The organism is Arthrobacter sp. B3I9, assembly GCF_030816935.1.
Taxonomy (GTDB): Bacteria; Actinomycetota; Actinomycetes; order Actinomycetales; family Micrococcaceae; genus Arthrobacter.
Map to the genome: position 1 here is coordinate 920,808 of NZ_JAUSYO010000001.1, position 20,025 is coordinate 940,832.

At 66.2% G+C, this 20,025-nt stretch carries 20 protein-coding genes; 12 read left to right on the forward strand and 8 right to left on the reverse strand.

Annotated elements, in window-relative coordinates; translation table 11 throughout:
* Positions 1–93 precede the first annotated feature (93 nt).
* Positions 94–690, forward strand: coding sequence for a DUF1992 domain-containing protein (locus tag QFZ65_RS04320; protein ID WP_306908413.1), 597 nt, complete (start codon positions 94–96; stop codon positions 688–690).
* Here the strand turns inward: QFZ65_RS04320 and QFZ65_RS04325 are convergent.
* A complete protein-coding gene (locus QFZ65_RS04325; RefSeq protein WP_306908414.1) occupies positions 687–1,457 on the reverse strand; it encodes a FadR/GntR family transcriptional regulator in 771 nt (256 codons plus the stop codon). The two genes, QFZ65_RS04320 and QFZ65_RS04325, sit on opposite strands and share 4 nt — an antisense overlap.
* 208 nt (positions 1,458–1,665) lie before the next feature.
* Here QFZ65_RS04325 and QFZ65_RS04330 point away from each other — a divergent pair, with 208 nt between their 5' ends.
* The 9 genes from QFZ65_RS04330 to QFZ65_RS04370 all read left to right on the forward strand — a co-directional run bounded on the left by QFZ65_RS04330 (position 1,666) and on the right by QFZ65_RS04370 (position 11,730).
* Positions 1,666–3,030 carry an MFS transporter gene (locus QFZ65_RS04330; protein WP_306908415.1) on the forward strand — a complete coding sequence of 455 codons (1,365 nt, stop codon included), beginning with the start codon at positions 1,666–1,668 and terminating at the stop codon, positions 3,028–3,030.
* Positions 3,031–3,172: 142 nt separating this feature from the next.
* Positions 3,173–4,918 carry a dihydroxyacetone kinase family protein gene (locus QFZ65_RS04335; protein WP_306908416.1) on the forward strand — a complete coding sequence of 582 codons (1,746 nt, stop codon included), beginning with the start codon at positions 3,173–3,175 and terminating at the stop codon, positions 4,916–4,918.
* Entirely contained in the window at positions 4,915–5,385 is a 471-nt protein-coding gene (locus QFZ65_RS04340; protein ID WP_306908417.1) for a ribose-5-phosphate isomerase, read from the forward strand. Before QFZ65_RS04335 ends, QFZ65_RS04340 begins: the two co-directional genes overlap by 4 nt.
* A complete protein-coding gene (locus QFZ65_RS04345; protein WP_306908418.1) occupies positions 5,369–6,223 on the forward strand; it encodes a triose-phosphate isomerase family protein in 855 nt (284 codons plus the stop codon). Before QFZ65_RS04340 ends, QFZ65_RS04345 begins: the two co-directional genes overlap by 17 nt.
* Positions 6,220–7,035: a sugar phosphate isomerase/epimerase gene (locus QFZ65_RS04350; RefSeq protein WP_306908419.1), complete on the forward strand. Its 816-nt coding sequence runs from the start codon at positions 6,220–6,222 to the stop codon at positions 7,033–7,035. The genes QFZ65_RS04345 and QFZ65_RS04350 overlap by 4 nt, the downstream gene beginning before the upstream one ends.
* A 1-nt stretch (position 7,036) precedes the next feature.
* Positions 7,037–7,897 carry a phosphogluconate dehydrogenase C-terminal domain-containing protein gene (locus QFZ65_RS04355; RefSeq protein ID WP_306908420.1) on the forward strand — a complete coding sequence of 287 codons (861 nt, stop codon included), beginning with the start codon at positions 7,037–7,039 and terminating at the stop codon, positions 7,895–7,897.
* Between the two features lie 230 nt (positions 7,898–8,127).
* Positions 8,128–9,486 (forward strand): NAD(P)H-dependent oxidoreductase, encoded by a 1,359-nt coding sequence (locus QFZ65_RS04360; RefSeq protein WP_306908421.1) that lies wholly within the window; start codon positions 8,128–8,130, stop codon positions 9,484–9,486.
* An 85-nt stretch (positions 9,487–9,571) separates the two neighbouring features.
* Positions 9,572–10,297 carry a FadR/GntR family transcriptional regulator gene (locus QFZ65_RS04365; protein WP_306908422.1) on the forward strand — a complete coding sequence of 242 codons (726 nt, stop codon included), beginning with the start codon at positions 9,572–9,574 and terminating at the stop codon, positions 10,295–10,297.
* A 365-nt stretch (positions 10,298–10,662) separates the two neighbouring features.
* Positions 10,663–11,730: an MFS transporter gene (locus tag QFZ65_RS04370; RefSeq protein ID WP_306908423.1), complete on the forward strand. Its 1,068-nt coding sequence runs from the start codon at positions 10,663–10,665 to the stop codon at positions 11,728–11,730.
* Between the two features lie 114 nt (positions 11,731–11,844).
* Here QFZ65_RS04370 and QFZ65_RS04375 read toward each other — a convergent pair whose 3' ends face one another.
* The 6 genes from QFZ65_RS04375 to QFZ65_RS04400 form a co-directional block, all read right to left on the reverse strand.
* On the reverse strand, positions 11,845–13,719 hold the full coding sequence (locus QFZ65_RS04375; protein ID WP_306908424.1) for a Na+/H+ antiporter: 1,875 nt from the start codon (positions 13,717–13,719) through the stop codon (positions 11,845–11,847).
* Positions 13,720–13,779: 60 nt separating this feature from the next.
* Positions 13,780–15,135, reverse strand: coding sequence for an ammonium transporter (locus QFZ65_RS04380; RefSeq protein ID WP_306908425.1), 1,356 nt, complete (start codon positions 15,133–15,135; stop codon positions 13,780–13,782).
* Between the two features lie 193 nt (positions 15,136–15,328).
* Positions 15,329–16,645 carry a S8 family serine peptidase gene (locus QFZ65_RS04385; RefSeq protein WP_306908426.1) on the reverse strand — a complete coding sequence of 439 codons (1,317 nt, stop codon included), beginning with the start codon at positions 16,643–16,645 and terminating at the stop codon, positions 15,329–15,331.
* Between the two features lie 320 nt (positions 16,646–16,965).
* Entirely contained in the window at positions 16,966–17,283 is a 318-nt protein-coding gene (locus tag QFZ65_RS04390; RefSeq protein ID WP_306908427.1) for a DUF6221 family protein, read from the reverse strand.
* 34 nt (positions 17,284–17,317) lie between these two features.
* Entirely contained in the window at positions 17,318–17,569 is a 252-nt protein-coding gene (locus tag QFZ65_RS04395) for a DUF2630 family protein (protein WP_306908428.1), read from the reverse strand.
* Between the two features lie 286 nt (positions 17,570–17,855).
* The gene (locus QFZ65_RS04400) at positions 17,856–18,278 is read right to left on the reverse strand and encodes an Hsp20/alpha crystallin family protein (protein WP_306908429.1); all 423 of its coding nucleotides are present in this window, start codon (positions 18,276–18,278) and stop codon (positions 17,856–17,858) included.
* A gap of 248 nt (positions 18,279–18,526) precedes the next feature.
* Here QFZ65_RS04400 and QFZ65_RS04405 point away from each other — a divergent pair, with 248 nt between their 5' ends.
* Both QFZ65_RS04405 and QFZ65_RS04410 read left to right on the forward strand, forming a co-directional pair.
* The gene (locus QFZ65_RS04405) at positions 18,527–19,093 is read left to right on the forward strand and encodes a type 1 glutamine amidotransferase domain-containing protein (RefSeq protein ID WP_306908430.1); all 567 of its coding nucleotides are present in this window, start codon (positions 18,527–18,529) and stop codon (positions 19,091–19,093) included.
* Positions 19,094–19,226: 133 nt separating this feature from the next.
* Positions 19,227–19,640, forward strand: coding sequence for a VOC family protein (locus QFZ65_RS04410; protein WP_306908431.1), 414 nt, complete (start codon positions 19,227–19,229; stop codon positions 19,638–19,640).
* Between the two features lie 17 nt (positions 19,641–19,657).
* Here QFZ65_RS04410 and QFZ65_RS04415 read toward each other — a convergent pair whose 3' ends face one another.
* Entirely contained in the window at positions 19,658–19,924 is a 267-nt protein-coding gene (locus tag QFZ65_RS04415) for a hypothetical protein (protein WP_306908432.1), read from the reverse strand.
* Positions 19,925–20,025: the final 101 nt, after the last annotated feature.

Consider the following 20,025-nt stretch of genomic DNA (forward strand, 5'->3'; position numbering starts at 1 on the left):
GCACACACGGGTGCTTGAGCTCCCCGGACGGTAATCCGCATACTGGAAAGAGAGGGCAGGGTTTCCGAAGGAGTCTTCACGTGGCGGTGATCAATGGGTAGCGAGGCATCGGGGGCATTCCGACGCCGGGTGGAACGGGCCGCCGCACTCCGCGCGGTGCGGGCCAGCGGAAGTACGGCGCGGGAGAACGACGAGCTGGCCGCTGCCGAGGAAGAACTCCGGCATAAGCGCGCGCGGGTGGACGATGCCGCGAAGGCCGAATACCTCATCCGCGATGCCATGGCGCAAGGGAAGTTCGACAACCTCAAGTACGCCGGCAAGCCGATTCCGGGACTGGGGGAGGCATATGACCCCGACTGGTGGGTCAAAGGCCTCCTTCAGCGCGAGAACGTTACGGGCCTGGGCCCCAAGGCCATTCTGCTCCGCACCGAGGACGCCGGACTCGAGGCCAGGCTCGATGCCGAGTTCTCCGAAAAACAGGTGCGGGACCTGTTGGAAGACTTCAACCGCCGCGTTATCGACGCCCGGCGCCAGCTCCAGGGCGGGCCGCCGGTGATCACAAAGACGCGGGACGTCGAAGCCGAGCTTGTTGCGTGGCGTTCCCGCCGGGCCGCCATAACGGCCGCCGCGGCCCCGCCGGAACCGGAGACCAAGCGGCCCTGGTGGCGCCGGATCTGGAACAACTCCTAGGCGCTAGCCCCAGTCTGGCCGGCGTCGAGGCCAGCGTCGAGACCGGCCAGCAGGCGCCGGGCGGCCGTCTCCATGTGCGAGTGCATGGCGGCGGTGACCGCGGCCTCGTTCCGTGATTCCAGGGCACGGAAGATTTCCCAGTGCTCGGCCAGGGCGTCGGCCGCGTGCCCCTTTTCCGTCAGCGCCCGGTCCACCCAGATGCGCAACAGCGAGCGGATGCTTTGAAGGAGTTCCTGCAGGACCTGGTTGCCCGAACTGCTCGCGATCTCCCGGTGGAAGGCGGCGTCGGCCTCCACGAAGACGCCCAGGTCGTCCAGGCTTCCCTCCATGGTGGCGAGGTTGGCGCGCATCCGCTCCAGCGCCTCATCACTGATCCGCAGGGCCGCGAGCTGCCCGGCCTGCACTTCCAGGCCGCCGCGGAGTTCCACCAGTTCCCGGGTGCGCGGGGCGCCCAGCATGAGTCCCCAGCTGAGGGTGCGCGGGAGCAGCTCGGATATGTCATCGCGAAGGTATGTTCCGGAGCCGGGCCGGACGATGACGATGCCGAGGATCTCCAGGGCAGCCAATGCCTCCCGGACAGCGGAGCGGCCGACGCCCAGAGACGCCGCGAGCTGGCGCTCTGCGGGCAGACGGGTTCCGACGGCGATCTCCCCGCTGGTGAAATAGGCCAACAGGCGTTCCGCCACCTCGGACACCACCGAGCCCTGATCCATGGAACCGAGCGCGGCACTGATCTTGGCCGTCGAGGCGGCGGAGTTAACGGACACCCTCCCAGCCTAACAACCGGAGCCCCGGACAGAGGCGGGCACACCCGTCGGTCACAAACATGTCAACCGGTTGACCAATTTGGCTGGCCGGGCTTATGGTGTTGATCACAGGCTTTCCCGCGGCCGCCCTACTCGCGGATCAGGTACTGAGGCCCATCCCCGGCATCCAGCGAAGGACGCCGCCGGACATCAACATCTAGGAGTCAACGTGGACACCACACAATCGGTGGTCGAAAAATCTGCAATCAGGAAAGTGGCGATCCGGCTCGTGCCGTTCGTTGCCCTGATGTTCTTCATCAACTACCTGGACCGGACGGCCATCTCCTTTGCCGGCCCCAACGGCATGAACGCGGACCTCGCCCTCAACGCCGCGCAGTTCGGCTTCGCATCGGGCGTCTTCTTCATCGGCTACATCCTCCTCGAAGTCCCCAGCAACCTGGCGCTCCACAAGTTCGGCGCGCGGCGCTGGCTGGCCCGCATCATGGTCAGCTGGGGCATCGTATCCCTCCTCTTCACCTGGGTGAGCGGGGTCGAGCACCTTTACATCCTGCGCTTCATCCTCGGTGTGGCAGAGGCCGGCTTCTTCCCCGGCGCCATCCTCTTCCTCAGCCTCTGGGTCCCGTCCAAGCACCGCAGCAAGATCCTGGCACTGTTCTACCTGGCGCAGCCGCTGACTACGGTCATCGGTGCCCCGCTGGCCGGTCTCCTCATCCAGCAGCACGGTCTTTTCGGACTTGCCGGCTGGCGTGTGATGTTCCTCGGCGTAGCTATTCCGGCCATCATCGTCGGCGTCATCGCCTGGTTCTACCTGGCCGATTCACCCGCCAAGGCCAAGTGGCTCACGCATGATGAAAAGACCTGGTTGACCGGCGCCCTGGAGAAGGAAAAGAACGAAACCGCCGCCGGCAACAAGCACGTCAGCGTCCGCACTGTCTTCGGCAACGGCCGGGTCTGGATGCTCTCGGCGATCTACTTCGGCTTCATCTACGGCCTGTACGCCCTCGGCTTCTTCCTTCCGACCATCATCTCCGGGTTCGAAGGCATCTACGGCACCAAGTTCGACGTCCTCCAGAAGGGCCTCATCACCGCCATCCCGTACCTGCCGGCGGCCTTCGCGCTCTACTTCTGGTCCAAGGACGCCACGAAGCGCGGCGTCAAGACCTGGCACATCGCTCTTCCGGCCCTCATCGGTGGCCTGAGCATCCCGCTGGCTCTGTTCGCCGGCTCACCGGCGGCAACGATCGCTGTCATCACCATCACGGCCATGGCGATCTTCGCCGCGCTGCCCAACTTCTGGACCGTGCCCACCCAGTTCCTCACCGGAGCAGCGGCCGCCGCCGGCATCGCCCTGATCAACACCGTGGGCAACCTGGCGGGCTTCAGCGCCGGGTACATCACCGGCTGGCTCAAGGACTGGACCGGCAACTACTCCGTGCCCATGTTCGTGGTCGGCGGCTTCATGCTCCTCTCCGCGGTCCTGATGGTGGTGCTGAGCCGCTCCGGCAAGGTCAGCGAAGGCATCCCCGCGGAAGCCCTTGACCCCACCGGGGCCGGACACCATTCAGAGCCCTAACAGAACGGGCCCTTGCAGAACCGGCCGTAACAGACCCGGGGGCGCCCGCCTAACCCGAGGGCGCCCCCGAACCAGCCGCCATGGACGCATCCGCCCGGTACCGCCCGAAGCCCGATTCCGCACTGCAGCCCAGGAGTTCCGCATGACCCGCCTGTTCAATGAACCAGCAGCCTTCGCTGACGAGATGATCGAGGGCTTCGTCGCCTCCTCCGGCCGCTGGGTGAAGCGCGTCGCCGGCGGCGTGGTCCGCAACACCAAAAGCACCCCGGACACCGTGGCGCTGGTGATCGGCGGCGGCTCCGGCCACTATCCGGCGTTTGCCGGCCTCGTGGGCCAGGGCCTTGCCCATGGCGCCGCGATGGGCAACCTGTTCGCTTCGCCCTCGGCCCAGCAGGTCTACAACGTCGCCAGGGCTGCCGACAACGGCGCCGGGGTGCTGCTGGGCTACGGCAACTACGCCGGTGACGTGCTGCATTTCAACCAGGCCCAGGCCCGCCTCCGCAACGAAGGCATCGACTGCCGCAGCATCGCCGTCACCGACGACGTGTCCTCCGCCCCGCTGGCCGAACGCACCAAGCGCCGCGGCATTGCCGGTGACCTCACCGTTTTCAAGGTGGCCGCCGCCGCGGCAGAAGCGGGCTACTCGATGGATGACGTTGTCGCCGTGGCGGAGCGGGCAAACGAGCGCACCCGTTCGTTCGGCGTCGCCTTCACCGGCTGCACACTGCCCGGCGCGGACCAGCCGCTGTTTTCGGTCCCCGCAGGCCGGATGGCCGTCGGGATGGGCATCCACGGCGAACCCGGCATCGACGAAACGGACGTCCCAACGGCGGATGAACTCGCCGAATTGCTGGTCGGCAAACTGCTCACCGAGATTCCTGACGGCGTCGACACCCGGGGTGCACGGGTGGTGCCCATCCTCAACGGACTGGGCAGCGTCAAATACGAGGAACTGTTTGTCGTGTACCGCCGTGTGGCACAACTGCTGGCCGAGGCGGGCCTGGAAGCGGTGGACCCGCAGGTGGGGGAACTGGTCACCAGCTTTGACATGGCCGGCACGTCCCTGACCCTGTTCTGGCTCGACGAGGAGCTGGAAACCCTCTGGCACGCGCCCGCCGACGCCCCGGCCTTCCGCCGTGGCGCCGTGACCGCGGAAGCCCTCGAACCGGCGGCATTGTCCGACTTCGCGGAGACCGAGCAACCCATCCCGCACGCCAGCGCCGAGTCCTGCGACGCCGCCCGCCGTGTCCTCGCAGCGCTGGACGCCGCAAAGGCCGTGGTGGAGGCCAACGCCGATGAACTCGGACGGATCGATGCCGTCGCCGGCGACGGTGACCATGGCATCGGGATGGAACGCGGCGTCCGTGCCGCCGTTCTGGCCGCCCGCGACGCCGCCGCCCGCGGAGCCGGAGCCGCGACCACGCTGCACTTCGCCGCGGATGCCTGGGCCGACAGGGCCGGCGGCACGTCGGGAGCGCTATGGGGCATGGCGCTGCGGGCCGTCGGTGACGCCGTGGGGGACGCCGAAGCTCCCGACGCCGGAACTGTCGCCGCAGGAGTAGCCGGCGCTGCAGCCGCGATCATGGACTTCGGCAAGGCCAAGCCCGGAGACAAGACCCTGGTGGATGTCCTCGTCCCGTTCCGCGACGCCCTGGCGGCCGGCGTGAGCGACGGGCTCTCCCTCACCGACGCCTGGGGCGCAGCCGCCACCGCCGCCCAGCGCGCCGCCGAAGAGACCGCCCGGCTGCTGCCCCTCATGGGCCGTGCCCGCCCGCATGCCGAGAAAAGCCTCGGCACTCCGGACGCCGGCGCCGTGTCCATGGCACTGATCGTACGAGCCATCCACAACACGCTCATCGAGCGGACAACCATGAAGGAGAAAGCATGAGCGCCAAACTGCGCCTGGTCGTTGGAGCCGACGACGCCGGTTTCGACTACAAGGAAGCCCTGAAGGCTGACCTAAAGGCCTCCGAGCTGGTCGAATCCGTAACCGACGTCGGAGTGGATGCCACCAGCCACACCCCGTACCCGTCCGTGGCCATCGCCGCGGCCGAACTCATCGCCGCCGGCAAGGCCGACCGGGCCCTGCTGGTCTGCGGCACGGGCCTCGGTGTGGCCATCGCCGCGAACAAGGTCCCCGGCGTGCGCGCCGTCACTGCCCACGACAGCTTCTCTGTGGAACGCTCCGTCCTGAGCAACAACGCCCAGGTGCTGACCTTCGGCCAGCGCGTCGTCGGACTGGAACTGGCCCGCCGGCTGGCCCGCGAATGGCTCACCTACACCTTTGACGAAAACTCCGCCTCCGCCGGGAAAGTCACACTGATTAAGGACTACGAGAGTGTCACTTCCTGCTAGCCCCGCCGCCCCCGCCACGGTCGCCACCGCCACCGGCATGACACCGGCCAAGGCCATCATCGGGGTCAGCCTCAAGATGTATTTCGGCTACGGCCGCACGCTCGACTGGTGCCGCGAGATCGCCGGGATCGCCGCCGGCCACCCCGCAGTCCGCAACGGTGAGATCGAGATTTTCGTCCTGCCGTCCCACCCCGTGCTCGCCGAAGCGGCACGCATCCTCGGCCCTGCCGGGGCGTCCGCCGGGGCCCAGGACATCTTCTGGGAGGACGAAGGCGCCTTCACCGGCGAAGTCGGCGGCAGGATCATCGCCGAGACCGGCGGCCGCTACGCGGAAGTGGGCCATGCCGAGAGGCGCCGCATCTTCGGGGAAGACGACGACGTGATCGGGCTGAAGACCGCCGCCTCCTACCGGAACGGCCTGACCCCGGTCCTGTGCGTCGGCGAACCCGCCCGCGGCACGGCACACGATGCCGTCCGACACTGCATCGGCGAAATTGATGGCGTCCTGAACCGGGCCGAGAGCCTCGGCCAGTCCGGCCGGACCATCATCGCGTACGAACCGCAGTGGGCCATCGGAGCTGCCGAACCCGCAACTCCGGCCTTCATCAGCGACGTCATCCGGGGCCTTGACGCGCACCTCCGCAGCCGGCCCGGGCAGGCCGACAGCCGGGTCATTTACGGCGGCAGCGCCGGGCCGGGACTCATCGGCCAGCTGGACTCCCGCGTGGCCGGGCTCTTCCTGGGCCGCTTCGCCCATGACCCGGAAGCGTTCAGGACCATCCTGGACGAGACCGCGGAACGGATCGGACGGCTGACCCGGACCGAGGTGACAGCATGAGCGCCGCCAGCAGCACCGCCACAATCGGCCTGAGCAGCTATGCCTTTTTCTGGCAGCTTTCCGGGCAGGTCTCGGAGCCGCTGACCATCCACCAGGCACTGGAGCGGACGGCAGCCCTGGACGTGGACCTTTTCCAGATCTGCGACTACGAACCGCTTGAGTCCATGAGCGATGCGGAGCTCAGGGAGGTCCGGGCCACCGCGGACGCGCTGGGCATCGGGCTGGAACTGGGCACCAAAGGGATCCGCCCCAAGCACCTCCGGAAGTTCCTGCGGATCGCCGGCATCCTCGGCTCGCCACTGCTGCGGACAATGTTCAACAGCGCCGGCCACGCCCCTTCCGCGGACGAGGCCACGGCAATCTTCGCCGAGGTCCTGCCGGAGTTCGAGGCAGCCGGGGTGAAGATCGCCGTGGAAACGTACGAGCAGGTGCCCACCGCCCGGATTTTGGACGTCATCCGCAGGGTCGGCAGCCCCTACCTGGGCATCTGCAGCGATCCTGCCAACACCGTGGCGGCCCTTGAGTTGCCCCGTGAGGTGATCGACGCCGTCGCGCCCTATGTCCTCAACATGCACATCAAAGACTTTGCGTTCAGCCGCAAGGAGGGGTGGGTCGGGTTCACATACTCCGGCGCGCCGCTCGGCGAAGGCCTTCTCGACTATGACTACATGGCCGGAAAGCTCCAGCCCAAAGAAAGAAACATCAACCAGATCATCGAGCACTGGCTGCCCTGGCAGGACTCCGAAGAAGAGACCATCCGCCTCGAAAACCAGTGGACCCAACAAAGCCTTGATTTCCTAAGGAGCAAGTGAAATGTCTGCAGAACAATTGACCATCGCCGTCATCGGTGCCGGAGGCAAAATGGGACTGCGTGTTTCAGCCAACCTCCAGAAGAGCCCCCACAACGTCTTCTACAGCGAGAACTCCCCGGCAGGCCAGGAACGCGTCCGCGCCGAAGGCCGTGAGATCAGCAGCACCGAGGACGCCATCAAGGACGCCGACGTCGTAATCCTCGCCGTTCCGGACACTGTCCTGGGCGTCGTGTCCCAGGGCGTGGTGCCCCAGATGAAGTCCGGTTCGATCCTGCTCACCCTGGACCCTGCGGCCGCGTACGCCGGCCTGCTGGCCAAGCGGGACGACGTCGTCCAGGCCGTGGCGCACCCCTGCCACCCGTCCGTGTTCCTGGAACGCACCACCAAGGAAGAATGGGCCGATACCTTCGGCGGGCAGGGCGCCCCGCAGAACGTTGTCGCAGCCATTGACGAGGACGCGTCGGAGGCGACCCGCGCCATCGCCGAGGCCACGATCAAGGTCATCTACGCACCCGTGATCGACGTCCACTGGGTCACCGTCAAGCAGCTTGCCATCCTCGAACCCACCCTGGTGGAGACCGTGGCCTGCATGATCGGCACCCTTCTCAACGAAGCGCTCCACGAGACGGTGCACACGGCGGGCGTTCCGGAGGAAGCAGCCAAGGCCATGCTTTTCGGCCACGTGCAGATCGCGCTGACCAACGCCCTGCGCGGCTCCAACCCGTTCTCCGAGGCGTGCGAGATCGCCATCCAGTACGGCAAGGACACCATCATCAAGGACGACTGGAAGAAGATCTTCGACGACTCCGAGCTGGACAGCGTCATCGCCAAGATGCTGAAACTGGACGCCATCAAGCGCTAGGCAGCAGCACCGAAAGCAAGGCCAGAGGACGACGGCGGGACTATCCCGCCGTCGTCCTCTTGCGTCCGGTGCAGGGCTGCCCAGCCCGCCCGAAGAGGCAGGCCGACCGGTGACGGCCCGCCCTTGACATGGCATAAATTACGTGCGACGGTATATACATCAGATGGTCAGACCAACTGTCCTCTCTTCCAACTGCTTTTGGTTTCCCTGTTCTACAAAGGAGTAGCTTTATGAACCTCTATTCGCTCATGCAGAAACGAACTGCCGCCCAGGGGCCGATCCGCGTCGGTGTGATCGGTGCAGGCAAGTTCGCGTCCATGTTCCTCACCCAGGCGCTGAACACGGAGGGCATCCACGTCGTCGGCGTTGCGGACATCGACGTTCCCAAGGCCCGCGGCGCGCTGCAGCGGACCGGCTGGCCGGCGGAGCGGTACGCCGCGAAGAGCTTTGCCGAAGCCCTCCGGTCCGGAACAACGTTCGTCACCGACAGCTCGGCGGACCTCATCCAGCTGCCCCAGATCGAAGTGATCCTCGAGGTCACCGGCAATCCGATCGTGGGCACGGCCCACGCGGTGCAGAGCATCGACAACGGCAAGCACATCATCATGGTCAACGTTGAGGCTGACTGCATGGTCGGTCCCATCCTGCAGCGGCGTGCAGAGGCGGCCGGCGTCGTCTACTCGATGGCGTACGGCGACCAGCCTGCCCTCATCTGCGAAATGGTCGACTGGTGCCGCACCGTCGGTTTCGACATCGTTGCAGCCGGCAAGGGCACCAAATACCTTCCCGAGTACAACTACTCGACCCCGGACACGGTGTGGAACTACTACGGCTTCAGCGACGAGCAGCTGGCGTCGGGGGACTTCAATCCGAAGATGTTCAACTCCTTCCTGGACGGCACGAAGTCCGCCATCGAAATGGCGGCCGTGGCCAACGGAACCGGGCTCACGCCGCAGGACGAGGGCCTCTTCTTCCCGCCGGCCGGCGTCGACGACCTGCCCCACCTCTACCGCGAAAAGTCCGTCGGCGGGCTCCTGACCCGGCGGGGGACCGTCGAGATTGCCTCCAGCCTTCACCGCGACGGCACCGAAGTCGAGCGCGATCTCCGCTGGGGCGTGTATGTCACGTTCGAGGCCAAGACGGACTATGCGGCGCAGTGCTTCGCGGAGTACGGCGTGAAGACCGACTCGACGGGACGCTACGGATCGCTGTACCGCCCGTACCACATGATCGGCCTGGAACTGGGGGTCAGCATCGCTTCAGCCGTCCTCCGCGGCGAAGCGACGGGATCGCCCACCGGTTTCCGCGGCGATGTCATGACGACCGCCAAGAAGGACCTCAAGGCCGGCGAAGTGCTGGACGGGGAGGGCGGCTACACCGCCTTCGGAAAGCTCGCCCCGGCGAAGATCTCCCTGGAGCGCAATGCGCTGCCCCTCGGCCTCGCCCACGGCATGAAGCTCAAGCGCGACGTGCCCAAGGACGGGACCGTGTCCTGGGAGGACGTCGACGCCGACGAGACCCTTCTCGCGGTCCAGATCCGTCGCCAGCTCGAGACCGAGTTCCGCTCGGAGATGCTTTTGAGCAGGTAGGTCTGACCGTCAGGCCTACAACTACGATGGAAGGGCCGGGCCGCCAGCAGCAGGCTGGCGGCCGGAAATCGAAGGGGTGGTCCGCATGACGGCCGAAGCATGGGAACCCGTACAACGGGTCCGTACCTACGAACAAGTGATGGCACAGATCGAGGAGCGGATCCTCGACGGCAGGCTCAAGGCCGGCGACAAACTGCCCAGCGAGCGCGACCTGGCGGCCCTGCTGGGCGTGTCCAGGCCATCGCTCCGGGAATCCCTCCGGGTACTGGAAGCGCTCGGCATCGTGGACATCCGCCCCGGCGGCGGCGCCGACGGCGGGGCTGTCCTGGTGGGGGAGCCCGGTTCCGGTTTTGTGAACCTCCTCAAGCTCCAGCTGGCACTCGGGCAGTTTCATCACATGGAAGTCCTCGAAACCCGGATCGCCTTGGAGACCTGGTGCTGCGAGGAAGCCGCAGTGCGGGCCACCGAGCAGGACCACCGGGAACTTAGCCTGATCCTGGACCGGATGGACGACCCCGACATCACCACGGACGAGTTCAACCGCCTGGACGCGGCCTTCCACGTCCGGATCGCCGAATCCACCGGGAATACCCTGACATCGCACCTGATGGGGTCCCTGCGGATCGCCATCAACCGGCAAATGATTGAAGCCTACGCCCGGCTGGAGAACTGGAAAGAAACGGCCACCACGGTGCGGCGGGAACACCGGGACATCCTGGACGCCCTCCAACGGCGTGAGCCGGGTGCGGCCAGGCAGTGCGTGGGAGACCACATTCGAAGCTTTTACAACATAGGAAACGTCGGGGCCTGAACCAGCCTCGGTGACGCCGGCGGACCCGGCCTCACCTGGTACAGCGTCTGCGGCACGCAGGGGCAGGGATGATCCCGGCCCCATATCGAAGGAGATATGGACGCACATGAGCGCTCTTACGCAGTCACACTCGAAGCAGGCGGAGCAAGGCTCGCCGGACAAACTCAAGGTCGCCATCGGCAGCGCCGTGGGAACGACCATTGAGAACTACGACTTCCTCGCCTACGGCACGGCGGCAGCGCTGTACTTCGGCAAGGCCTTCTTCCCGGGCCAGGATCCGCTGGCGGCAACGTTGCTCGCCTTTGCAACCCTGGCCGTCGGGTTTGCCATGCGCCCCCTCGGCGGGCTGATCGGCGGTTACCTCGGTGACAAATTCGGCCGTAAGCCCGGTGCTGGTCGGTGCCCTGCTCGTCATGGGCGCCGCGACCTTCCTGATCGGCGTCCTTCCCACCTACGACCAGGTGGGCGTCCTGGCCCCGATCCTGCTCGTCGCCATCCGGATCATCCAGGGCTTGGCCTTCGGCGCCGAATGGGGCGGTGCCATCATGATGACCTTCGAGCACGCCCCCTGGCGTCAGCGGGGACGTTACACGGGGATCCCGCAGGCCGGCGTGCCGCTGGGCCTGCTGCTGGCCAACCTGGTCTTCCTCGCCACCACCGGCTGGAACAATGAGTGGTCCTGGCGCGTGCCGTTCCTTGCCAGCTCGATCCTGATCATCGCAGGCATCATCATCCGCCTGAAGGTCAGCGAATCGCCCGAGTTCGAGGAAACCAAAGCCAAGGGCGAACTGGTCAAGAATCCGCTCCTCACCGTCATCAAGGACGACTGGCGCAACATCCTGCGGGTGATCGGCCTGCGGCTGGCGGAATCCGGCGGCTTCTACGTCATCGTCACCTACCTGCTCTCCTACATCACCACGAACAAGATCGTCGACCGCCAGATCGGGCTGACCGGACTGGTGCTGGCAGCAGCCCTGGGCGTCGTCACCACCATCCTGTGGGGCGGCCTCACAGACAAGATCGGACGCCGCAAGCTCTACATCATTGGCTCGGCGGGCATCATCCTCTTCGGGTTCCCGATGTTCCTGCTGGTCAACACCGGGGCGCCGTTCCTGATTGTCCTCGTGTACATCATCGGACTCCCGATCCTCCACGACATGCTTGCCGGATCCCAGGGCGGCTGGTTCTCCGAGCTGTTCCACGCCAACACGCGAACCTCGGGTGCCTCCATCGGCTACCAGTTCTCCGCGGCGATCTCCGGCTTCATCCCCCTGATCGCAGCAGCCACCGCGGCAGCCTGGGGCTGGAGCGGCGTGTCAATCGTGTACGTGGCATGCGGAGCCATCGGGCTCATCGCGGCGCTGCTCACCCGGGAAACGTGGGGCGTCCGCGAGAAGAGCGAAGTCAACGAGCTGATTTCGGCCGGCAAATAACCGTGCACGTCCGCCCGGGCCGGCCCTGTGCCGGCCCGGGCGGACGTCTTTTCCCAGGACACTCACCGGGAACATCTGCGGTGCCCGGGGGTTGGTTCTTGAACAAGGAACATGTCACCCGAGCAAGTCATCCGCGTAGCACCACCGCCAGTCTTCACCCGGTTCGATGCTTCGCATCACGGGATGTCCCGTGGCATCGAAGTGCTTCGAGGCGTGGGTCCCCGGGGATGAATCACAGCACCCCACCGTGCCGCAGGACAGGCACATCCGGAGATGGACCGTCGTCGTACCTTCGCGCCGGCAGTCCGCGCAGAAGGCGTCGCTGGGGACGGCGGGGGAGCGCGCGGACTCAAGGTGCGCGCACACCCCGCCGGGCCGGGCAATTCCTTCCCCGCCGCCGCCTTCGGTGGTGTCCAGCTCATCCAGCGCGATATCCAGCATTGACTCTTCGACGTCGAGTTGGTCCAGGACGTTGCTCAGGATCTCGTGGGCGTACTCGCCGCCCCGCCGCAGCTCCAGCACCGTGGCCCGCTCGGCTTCCAGCATGGCCAGGCGAAGCCGCGCATAACGCTGGCTGGGAGTCGCGGCTTCCGCGGACGGGCGCCCGAGCCGTTCCCAGGCCGCAAGGCCGCGCTCCTGGGTACGCCGTTTCAGCATCGCCAGGACCTCCGGAGGATCGTTCTCGCCGCGCAGCTCCTCCAGGCGCTCCACCCCGGCAGCGGTGGCCAGTTGCACCAGCGATGCCTGGTTCAGCGCGTCCTCCCGGGGGTCCGGGCCCTGTACCCGGAGCAGCCGGACCAGCGCCGGGAGCGTCAACCCCTGCAACGTCAGCGTGCCCGCCACCACCACCATCGCCGCAAGGATCAGCACGGACCGGTGTTCCAGGTCTGCCGGCAGCACGAGCACCGCGGCCAGGGTCACCACCCCGCGCATCCCGGCCCAGGACACGATCGCGGCATATTGCCAGGGCGGCGCCGGATCGGTGCGGCGCACGGCAGGGATCAGCCGGGGGAGATACGTCGCGGGGAACGCCCAGACCGGCCGAAGCACCAGCACGGCCAGCAGGATCACGGCGCAGCCGGCCCAGATCCGGTCCATCCCCAGCGAGTCATCCTGGACCCCGTCAATAATGGTCCGTACCTGCAGCCCGATCAGCAGGAACACGGAATTCTCCAGCAGGAACTGCACGGTGTTCCAGTTGCTGCGCTGGCTCAACCGGGCGGCGCCGTTGGGCATGGACGGCGCCTTCGCCCCCATCACCAGGCCGGTGACGACGACGGCGAGAACCCCCGAGGCGTGCACGGCCTCGGCAGGAAGGTAGGCCAGGAAAGGCGCCATCAGCGAAATCGAGGTGTTGATCGCGACGTTCCGGATCCGCTTCCGGAACTGCGTGAGAACGTACGCCGCGGCGAGGCCGACCGCGAGTCCGCCGCCGGCGGCAACCAGGAAGTCACCGGCGATCCGCCCCACGGAGACAGACCCCGACAACGCTGCGATGGCCGCTCTCAAGCACACGAGCGCGGTTGCGTCGTTGACGAGCGACTCGCCCTCGAGGATGCTGACAATCCTCCGCGGCATGCCGACCTTGCGGGCGATCGCCGTGGCAGCCACCGCATCCGGCGGGGCCACCACGGCGCCGAGGGCCATGGCTGCAGCCAGCGGGATTTCCGGAAAGAGCCACCACACCACCAAGCCCACCGTGATGGTGCCGAAGATGACGTAGCCGACGGAGAGCAGGCCGATGGCGCGCCGGTTGGAACCGAAGTCGTACAGGGAAATCCGCAGCGCCGCGGCGTAGAGCAACGGCGGCAGGAGCCCCACGAGGACCAGTTCGGGATTCAGCTCGATCCGGGGGACGAACGGGAGAAAGGACCCCGCGACACCCGCGAGGACGAGGAGCAGCGGGACGGAAACATTGAGCTTCCGGCCCAGGGCGCTCCCGGCACAGACTACCGCGACGAGAACCACCAGTCCCAAGGCGACTTCCATTGGGCTATCTTCCCTCAGGTCAGGAGGGAGCTCCAGCCGCCGGGGGTGCGTCAGGCATTCCTAGACGAGGCTTTCCTGGTTCTCCCGTTGGGCGGACGCGGCCTCCTGGGCCGGAACCGCAGCCTGGGCCGGCGCCGTCCGGACCGGGTGGGCCTGTACGTGGTGTCCGAAGGGGTTGAAGCGGCTTTGTCCCAGATCGGCGAAGTCGTAGGCGCTCTCGGCGTGTTCGGAGCGGTCCACTCCGGCAATCTCGTCCTCATGGCTGACCCGGAAGCCGACGGTCTTCTGAATTGCAGTTCCAATGATGGCCGTTCCCAGCGCGGACAGCACCACGGTGATGACGACGGCAACCAGCTGCGCAACCAGCTGCTGGATGCCGCCACCGTACAACAGCCCTCCGCCGGCCCCGTCGACTGGCAAAGCGATGAAGCCCAGAGCGACCGTGCCGATCAGGCCGCCGCCGAGGTGAACGCCTACGACGTCGAGCGAGTCGTCAAACCCGTAGCGGTACTTCAGGTCCACGAAGATGGCGCAGGCCGCGCCGGCCAGCAAACCCAGGCCGAGGGCGGCGACGGGGCTGATGTTGGCGCAGGAGGGGGTGATGGCAACGAGGCCGGCGACGACGCCGGACGCGGCGCCGAGGGAGGTGGGGTGGCCGTGGCGGATTTTTTCCGTGACCAGCCAGCTGAGCATGGCGGCGGCCGGGGCAGCCATGGTGTTGATCCAGATCAAACCGGCCTGCTCGGCCGTGGCGGCTGCGCCTGCGTTGAACCCGAACCAGCCGAACCAAAGTATGCCGGCGCCCAGCATGATGAAGGGGATGTTGTGCGGGCGGTGGGACGCATCCTTGCCGAAGCCATGGCGGTTGCCCAGAATCAGGACCAGGACCAGTGCGGCCGTGCCCGAGCTGATCTCAACCACTGTCCCGCCGGCGAAGTCGATCACCTGGCCGAAGAGCGCGCTGACCGCCCCGTGCTGGCTCATCAGGCCCCCGCCCCACACCATGAAGGCGAGCGGGCAGTAGACAGCCGTGATCCAGATGGGCACAAAGAGAACCCAGGAGGTGAACTTGGCCCGGTCGGCAATGGCGCCGCTGATCAGCGCCACGGTGATGATGGCAAAGGTTGCGCCGTAACCGGCCTTGATCAGATCCGGTGAACCGAGGAGGCTCTGCAGGCCGAAGCTGGCGAACGGATTCCCGAAGATCCCCAGGACGCCGTTGCCGCTGGTCATCGAATAGCCCCAGAGGACCCAGACGACGCCGACGATTCCCGCAGACACGAAACTCATCATGATCATGTTGAGGGAGGCTTTAGCCCGGGTCATACCGCCGTAAAAGAGGCCCAGTGCCGGGGTCATCAGCAGGACGAGCCCCGCCGACACCAGCATCCAGACATTTCCCGCAGTGAGTTCCACGTGCCGTCCCTTCTCCACTTCGCGTACCGGCGTGCATCTCCGCCGGCCCCCAGTCCGGCTTCAATGCTCCCGGGTCCGTGTTTCCGACAGTGGGAAGGAAGGTTGCAGGGATGTTACGGGAAATGCTCCGGCGTGAAGATCACGTTCCGGTCATGTTTCAGGAATGTTAACGGCTGCTCATAAGGGGCCCCGTTCAGAGCTTGGCCAGTTGGGTCAGATAGCCGTAGTACCGCGCCCCTTCGGGGCGGATCGGATCACCCTCGAAGCCAAGGTCGTGGTCCTCCTTGTTAACGCTCTCTGCCTGGTCAAGGAAGTCCTCCATCACTTCTTTGCCCGAGCCGCGGCAGGAGTCCAGGCTGATGCACCGGGCTACCGATCCTGCCACCGCGGGGCTCGCGAAGCTTGTTCCGTGGTTCACGCTGTAACCACCCGGCGCGGTGGACAACATGCAGACACCCGGCGCCGCGACGGTATGGCGCTTGTCGCTGGAGTGCGTGGCGAAATTCGAGAAGAAGGCCGGCTGGTCGTCACGTTGTCCGGCACTCGCCCAGTTCTCGGCTCCGCAGAGCGGCGCGGCCACACCGCCGGGACGGCCGTCAAAGTCTGCCATCGCTGTCGCGGTGAGCACCTCGTGATAGGCGGCGGGTACCGTCCCGGCGAGGTCTGCGTGGGAGTTTCCGGCGGCGACTGCGTAGGCGACCCCTGCCCGGACCGAGCGGCAGATCGCGTAATGCATCGGATCCGTGCCCTTTCCGCAGTTGGGAGTGTTGCTGCCGGGCCCGCCGATGCTGATGTTGGCCACCTCAATGTCGTTGCTGTGGTCATCGTCCTTTCGGGTAGAAGTCACCCAGTCGATGGCACAAATCAGGCTTTCCTCGGTGATCACCTCGTTGTCGTCCACCACCCGGACGGACCACAGCGGTGTGCCCGGAGCAGTGCCGATGATCCCGAGGTCGTTGTTACGGGCTCCAATGATGCCGGCCACCGAAGTGCCATGACCGAGTTTGTCGACGGGGGCCACCTTGACCGGGGTGCCCGAGGTGCAGTCAACGCCTCCACGCACGTTGAGGTCCGGGTGGGCGCCGTCGATCCCGCTGTCAATGACGGCCACGTTCACGTCGACCGAATCCTCCGCCTTTGCGGTGCCGGCAACCCCTCCCACGGCCTGTTTCTTGGCCTCATCCACGGTCCCGCCGATTCGCAGCCACCAGAACGGGGCGACCTGGGCGTCGGACGGAACGGGGTCGTCGGGTGTGGCAAAGGTACGGCTCATCGTGACGAAGTCGACCTCCGGATCCACCGCGACCGCCTGCGCCTCGGACGCTGTCATGGTGCCGGCATATCCGCTCACCGCGTGGCTGTAGACCCTGGCCGCCCTGACGCCGTACTTGCCCTCGTGGGCAACCGCAGCAGCGGAAGCATCCGGCACCGTGTCTTTGAGGACCACGATATAGCTCTGCTCCGTCCCTGCGCCGAGTGACGGCGCCGCGGCAACTACGCCCCCGCCCACAGCCAATCCGATTCCGGCAAGAATCCCCAGCACCCGACGGCGCAGCACCCCTCCCGTGGGCGGATAGGCCGAATTCCAACACCGCCGCGGCGGCGCCGCCGATGATGCTCGGAACTGCGCAAAATGACCGCGGGCTTGGCTGTACATTGTGGCCTCCCATGAAGCGTCTTCGCTATCGAGTGCCCCCCTCTCCGTATGGTAGGCCCTTTGAAAAACCTTGGACAGCGTTGCGGCCGGTAAAAAAGAGGCAGGATCCGGCTCGACGGGCCGGTGGACGGGCGGCGTTCCGCATCCGCCGCCGGGGCGGACGCCGGCCCCACCTACAGCTGCAGCCAGCGCTGTTGAAAATCAGGGTGGTCCAAATAAGGCAAGGCGAGGGCGTTAAGGGAGCGTGTTGTCCACTCGATGGCCTGCGGACTCCACGGGGAATCGCCGTCGGAATCCCTGACCATCGCCGCGAGTGCGGCCTGGCGGGCCGATTCGACGATGCCGATAAGCCTTTTCTTGGCCTCGCATTCCAGCAGGACACGGCGTTCGTACCATTCGCCGGACTTGGAGAGTGACCTGTCGTTGAGCAGATTCAGCGCCGCGGCCTCGTCTTCGGCGATCCGCTGCGACAGGAATTCGACAACGTCCACAGTCTGAAGATTACGCGCCCGGGGGTCCCGGGCGTCAGTTTTCGTAGTCCTCCACCTGCTTCACAGGCCGCGGAGACGCTTCGTCCGGGTTCTCCCCATACTGGCGCTTCGCCCGCCGCTGCCGGAGGAGGTCCCAAGCCTGGTCCAGGTCCTCTTCCAGCCGCTTCAGCCGCTCATTGTCGGGGCCATGCTCGTAATCCGGCGAGGAGGACGGTGCCTTCTCCCGTAGCGTCTGCTCCTCTTCCACCAGGGCTGAGATCCGATTGAGGATGTCCTGTTCGTCCATAACTGGCCTGCTTTCTTCGGTAGCGTCCTCCCGCCAGCGTAGTGAGGCGCACGCCCGGTGGCCAGAGCGGCGGTGAACCGCGCCCACGTCGCTACGAGCGGGAGGCCGCGTGCCCTGGGGTGCGGGGGTGTGGAGACGGCCCCCGGCAGTGCCGGGGGCCGCTTTACCCGAAGGTGCCGTTCGCTTGCTGCCGGTGCGCTGTCTGGCGCTGTGGCGTGCACAAAGTGGCAATTCGCCCCAAATAGGCAGTCATCAGAGCGTCCGGACCTCCTGGTCCTCTGGGGAACTAGGCAGCGACCTCGCGCTGTGCCCCCTTGGTTCCTATCTCGATCTTGCGCGGCTCGGCCTTCGCGGCGACCGGGATCCGCAGAGTAAGGACACCGCCGTCGTAGGTTGCCTTTACATTCTCGGTGTCGAGGTTCTCCCCTAGGATCAGCTGGCGGCTGAACACGCCGCGCGGCCGCTCCGAAGCGATTAATTCAGTGTCCTTGCCCGCCGGATCGGGCCGTTCGGCCCTCACCGTCAGGACATTGCGGTCCAGATCCAGGTCAACTGAATCCACGTTCACCCCGGGCAGATCGAAGGCCACCACAAATTCCTTGTCCTCCTGCCAAGCATCCATCGGCATCGCCGCCGGCCGCGCTGCCGTGCCGAGGACCTGCTGGGCCAGCCTGTCCAGCTCGCGGAACGGATCGGTTCGCATCAACATGGCTTCCCTCCTCGAAGAGACGGTCCAACACATCATCCTTATCAGCCGATCTGTATTGGCTGATACAGATTTTCTAGCACCGGCAGGGGAGGTTTTCAAGGGGCTCCGGTCGAATTTTTTCGCCGGTTTTTCCTGCGCAACCCCGCGGGAACTACGTCTAGAGTGGAAAACGTAAGCCGTAACAGTTTCCGCGGGGGCACTTAAGTGGCATGCCGCCCTCTGGACCCCGCCCGGCACGAGGAGGACACATGTCAGAGCACAACATTGCAGGCAAGAGGGTCGCGTTTCTGCTGACGGACGGCGTCGAACAGGTGGAGCTCACCAGCCCCTGGAATGCCGTCAAGGAAGCCGGTGGCCAACCCACCCTAGTGGCGCCCAAGAGCGGCAAGCTGCAGGGCTACGACGGCACCGAGAAAGGCGAAACCTTCGACGTTGACCTCACGGTGGCCGAGGCCGACGCTGCCGACTTCCATGCACTGGTGATCCCCGGCGGCGTCGTCAACGCCGACCACCTCCGCGTGGACAAGGACGCCCAGGCCTTCGCCCGCGCGTTTTTCGAGCAGCACAAGCCGGTGGCATCGATCTGCCACGGACCATGGCTGCTGATCGACGCCGGCGTAGTCAGCGGCCGGAGCGTCACCTCGTACCACACCCTGCAGACAGACCTGAAGAACGCCGGAGCCAACTGGAGCGACGAGGAAGTGGTGGTTGACCAGGGGCTCGTGACCAGCCGGAACCCCGGAGATCTTGCTGCGTTCAACGACAAAATGCTTGAAGAGATCGAAGAGGGGGAGCACGCCGGGCAGACTGCCTGAACCGCCACGGAGGCTTGGGTGGACCCCTACCCAGACCGCCCGATCTGGGGCAGGATATGCCCTGTAACTGCACCCGCCCCGCCGAGGCCTTGCGCGTCGTGGGGGCGCCCCAAGGCCGCTAGGAGTCCAGGACATGACCACGCTCAATCCCTACTTAAGCTTCCGCGACAACGCGAAAGAAGCGATGACCTACTACCAAACGGTGTTCGGTGGTGAACTGAGCATGAGCACCTTCGGCGAGTTCCACGCCAGCGAGGACGCGTCCGAGCAGGACAAGATCATGCACGCTATGCTCACCACCGAAAAGGGCATGGTGCTGATGGGTGCCGATACTCCGAACGGGATGGACTTCACGCCAGGCAATAACATCTCGGTGTCCCTCAGCGGGTCCGATGAGGCCGAGCTCCGCGGCTACTTCGACAAACTGGCCGACGGCGGAACGGTAGCGATGCCGCTGGAGAAGGCACCGTGGGGTGACACCTTCGGGATGTGCAAGGACAAGTTCGGCATCGACTGGCTCGTCAACGTCGGCGCAAACGCCGTGTAGCCTGGCGGGCGGCGGCCTCAGTCCGGACTTGAATCCGTGGTGAGGCCGCGGTCGTCGCCGGTCTGTGCGTCCTGCTCTTCGGCAGGACCCACCGCCTTGTTGGCCTCCCGGTCGGCGTCCCGGGACCCGGGGTCGGCCTGCTCTTCGGCGGAGCCGGTCCCTTCCAGGGTGGACTCCTGGCCTTCTTGGCCTTCCTGGCGGGGTACCGGGGCGTTCCCGGCCGAGGTATCACCCTCAAGGCCGTCCTTGACGATGTCCTCTGGTTCCTTGGATCCGGTGCTCATCAGTTCCTCCCGTTGCGGGCCGCGGCTCCCGCGGCCCGTGTCCCCGTGGGGCTGTCCGTCCCAAGTTACAGGCAGCGGCAGTCCGCGTACAGGACGGGCGG

Bases quoted from the DNA above. Each gene is read 5' to 3' on its own strand.
- QFZ65_RS04320 (WP_306908413.1), top strand. From the start codon at position 94: ATGGGTAGCGAGGCATCGGGGGCATTCCGACGCCGGGTGGAACGGGCC.
- QFZ65_RS04335 (WP_306908416.1), top strand. From the start codon at position 3,173: ATGACCCGCCTGTTCAATGAACCAGCAGCCTTCGCTGACGAGATGATC.
- QFZ65_RS04340 (WP_306908417.1), top strand. From the start codon at position 4,915: ATGAGCGCCAAACTGCGCCTGGTCGTTGGAGCCGACGACGCCGGTTTC.
- QFZ65_RS04350 (WP_306908419.1), top strand. From the start codon at position 6,220: ATGAGCGCCGCCAGCAGCACCGCCACAATCGGCCTGAGCAGCTATGCC.
- QFZ65_RS04355 (WP_306908420.1), top strand. From the start codon at position 7,037: ATGTCTGCAGAACAATTGACCATCGCCGTCATCGGTGCCGGAGGCAAA.
- QFZ65_RS04360 (WP_306908421.1), top strand. From the start codon at position 8,128: ATGAACCTCTATTCGCTCATGCAGAAACGAACTGCCGCCCAGGGGCCG.
- QFZ65_RS04365 (WP_306908422.1), top strand. From the start codon at position 9,572: ATGACGGCCGAAGCATGGGAACCCGTACAACGGGTCCGTACCTACGAA.
- QFZ65_RS04375 (WP_306908424.1), bottom strand. From the start codon at position 13,719: ATGGAAGTCGCCTTGGGACTGGTGGTTCTCGTCGCGGTAGTCTGTGCC.
- QFZ65_RS04395 (WP_306908428.1), bottom strand. From the start codon at position 17,569: ATGGACGAACAGGACATCCTCAATCGGATCTCAGCCCTGGTGGAAGAG.
- QFZ65_RS04400 (WP_306908429.1), bottom strand. From the start codon at position 18,278: ATGTTGATGCGAACCGATCCGTTCCGCGAGCTGGACAGGCTGGCCCAG.
- QFZ65_RS04405 (WP_306908430.1), top strand. From the start codon at position 18,527: ATGTCAGAGCACAACATTGCAGGCAAGAGGGTCGCGTTTCTGCTGACG.
- QFZ65_RS04410 (WP_306908431.1), top strand. From the start codon at position 19,227: ATGACCACGCTCAATCCCTACTTAAGCTTCCGCGACAACGCGAAAGAA.
- QFZ65_RS04415 (WP_306908432.1), bottom strand. From the start codon at position 19,924: ATGAGCACCGGATCCAAGGAACCAGAGGACATCGTCAAGGACGGCCTT.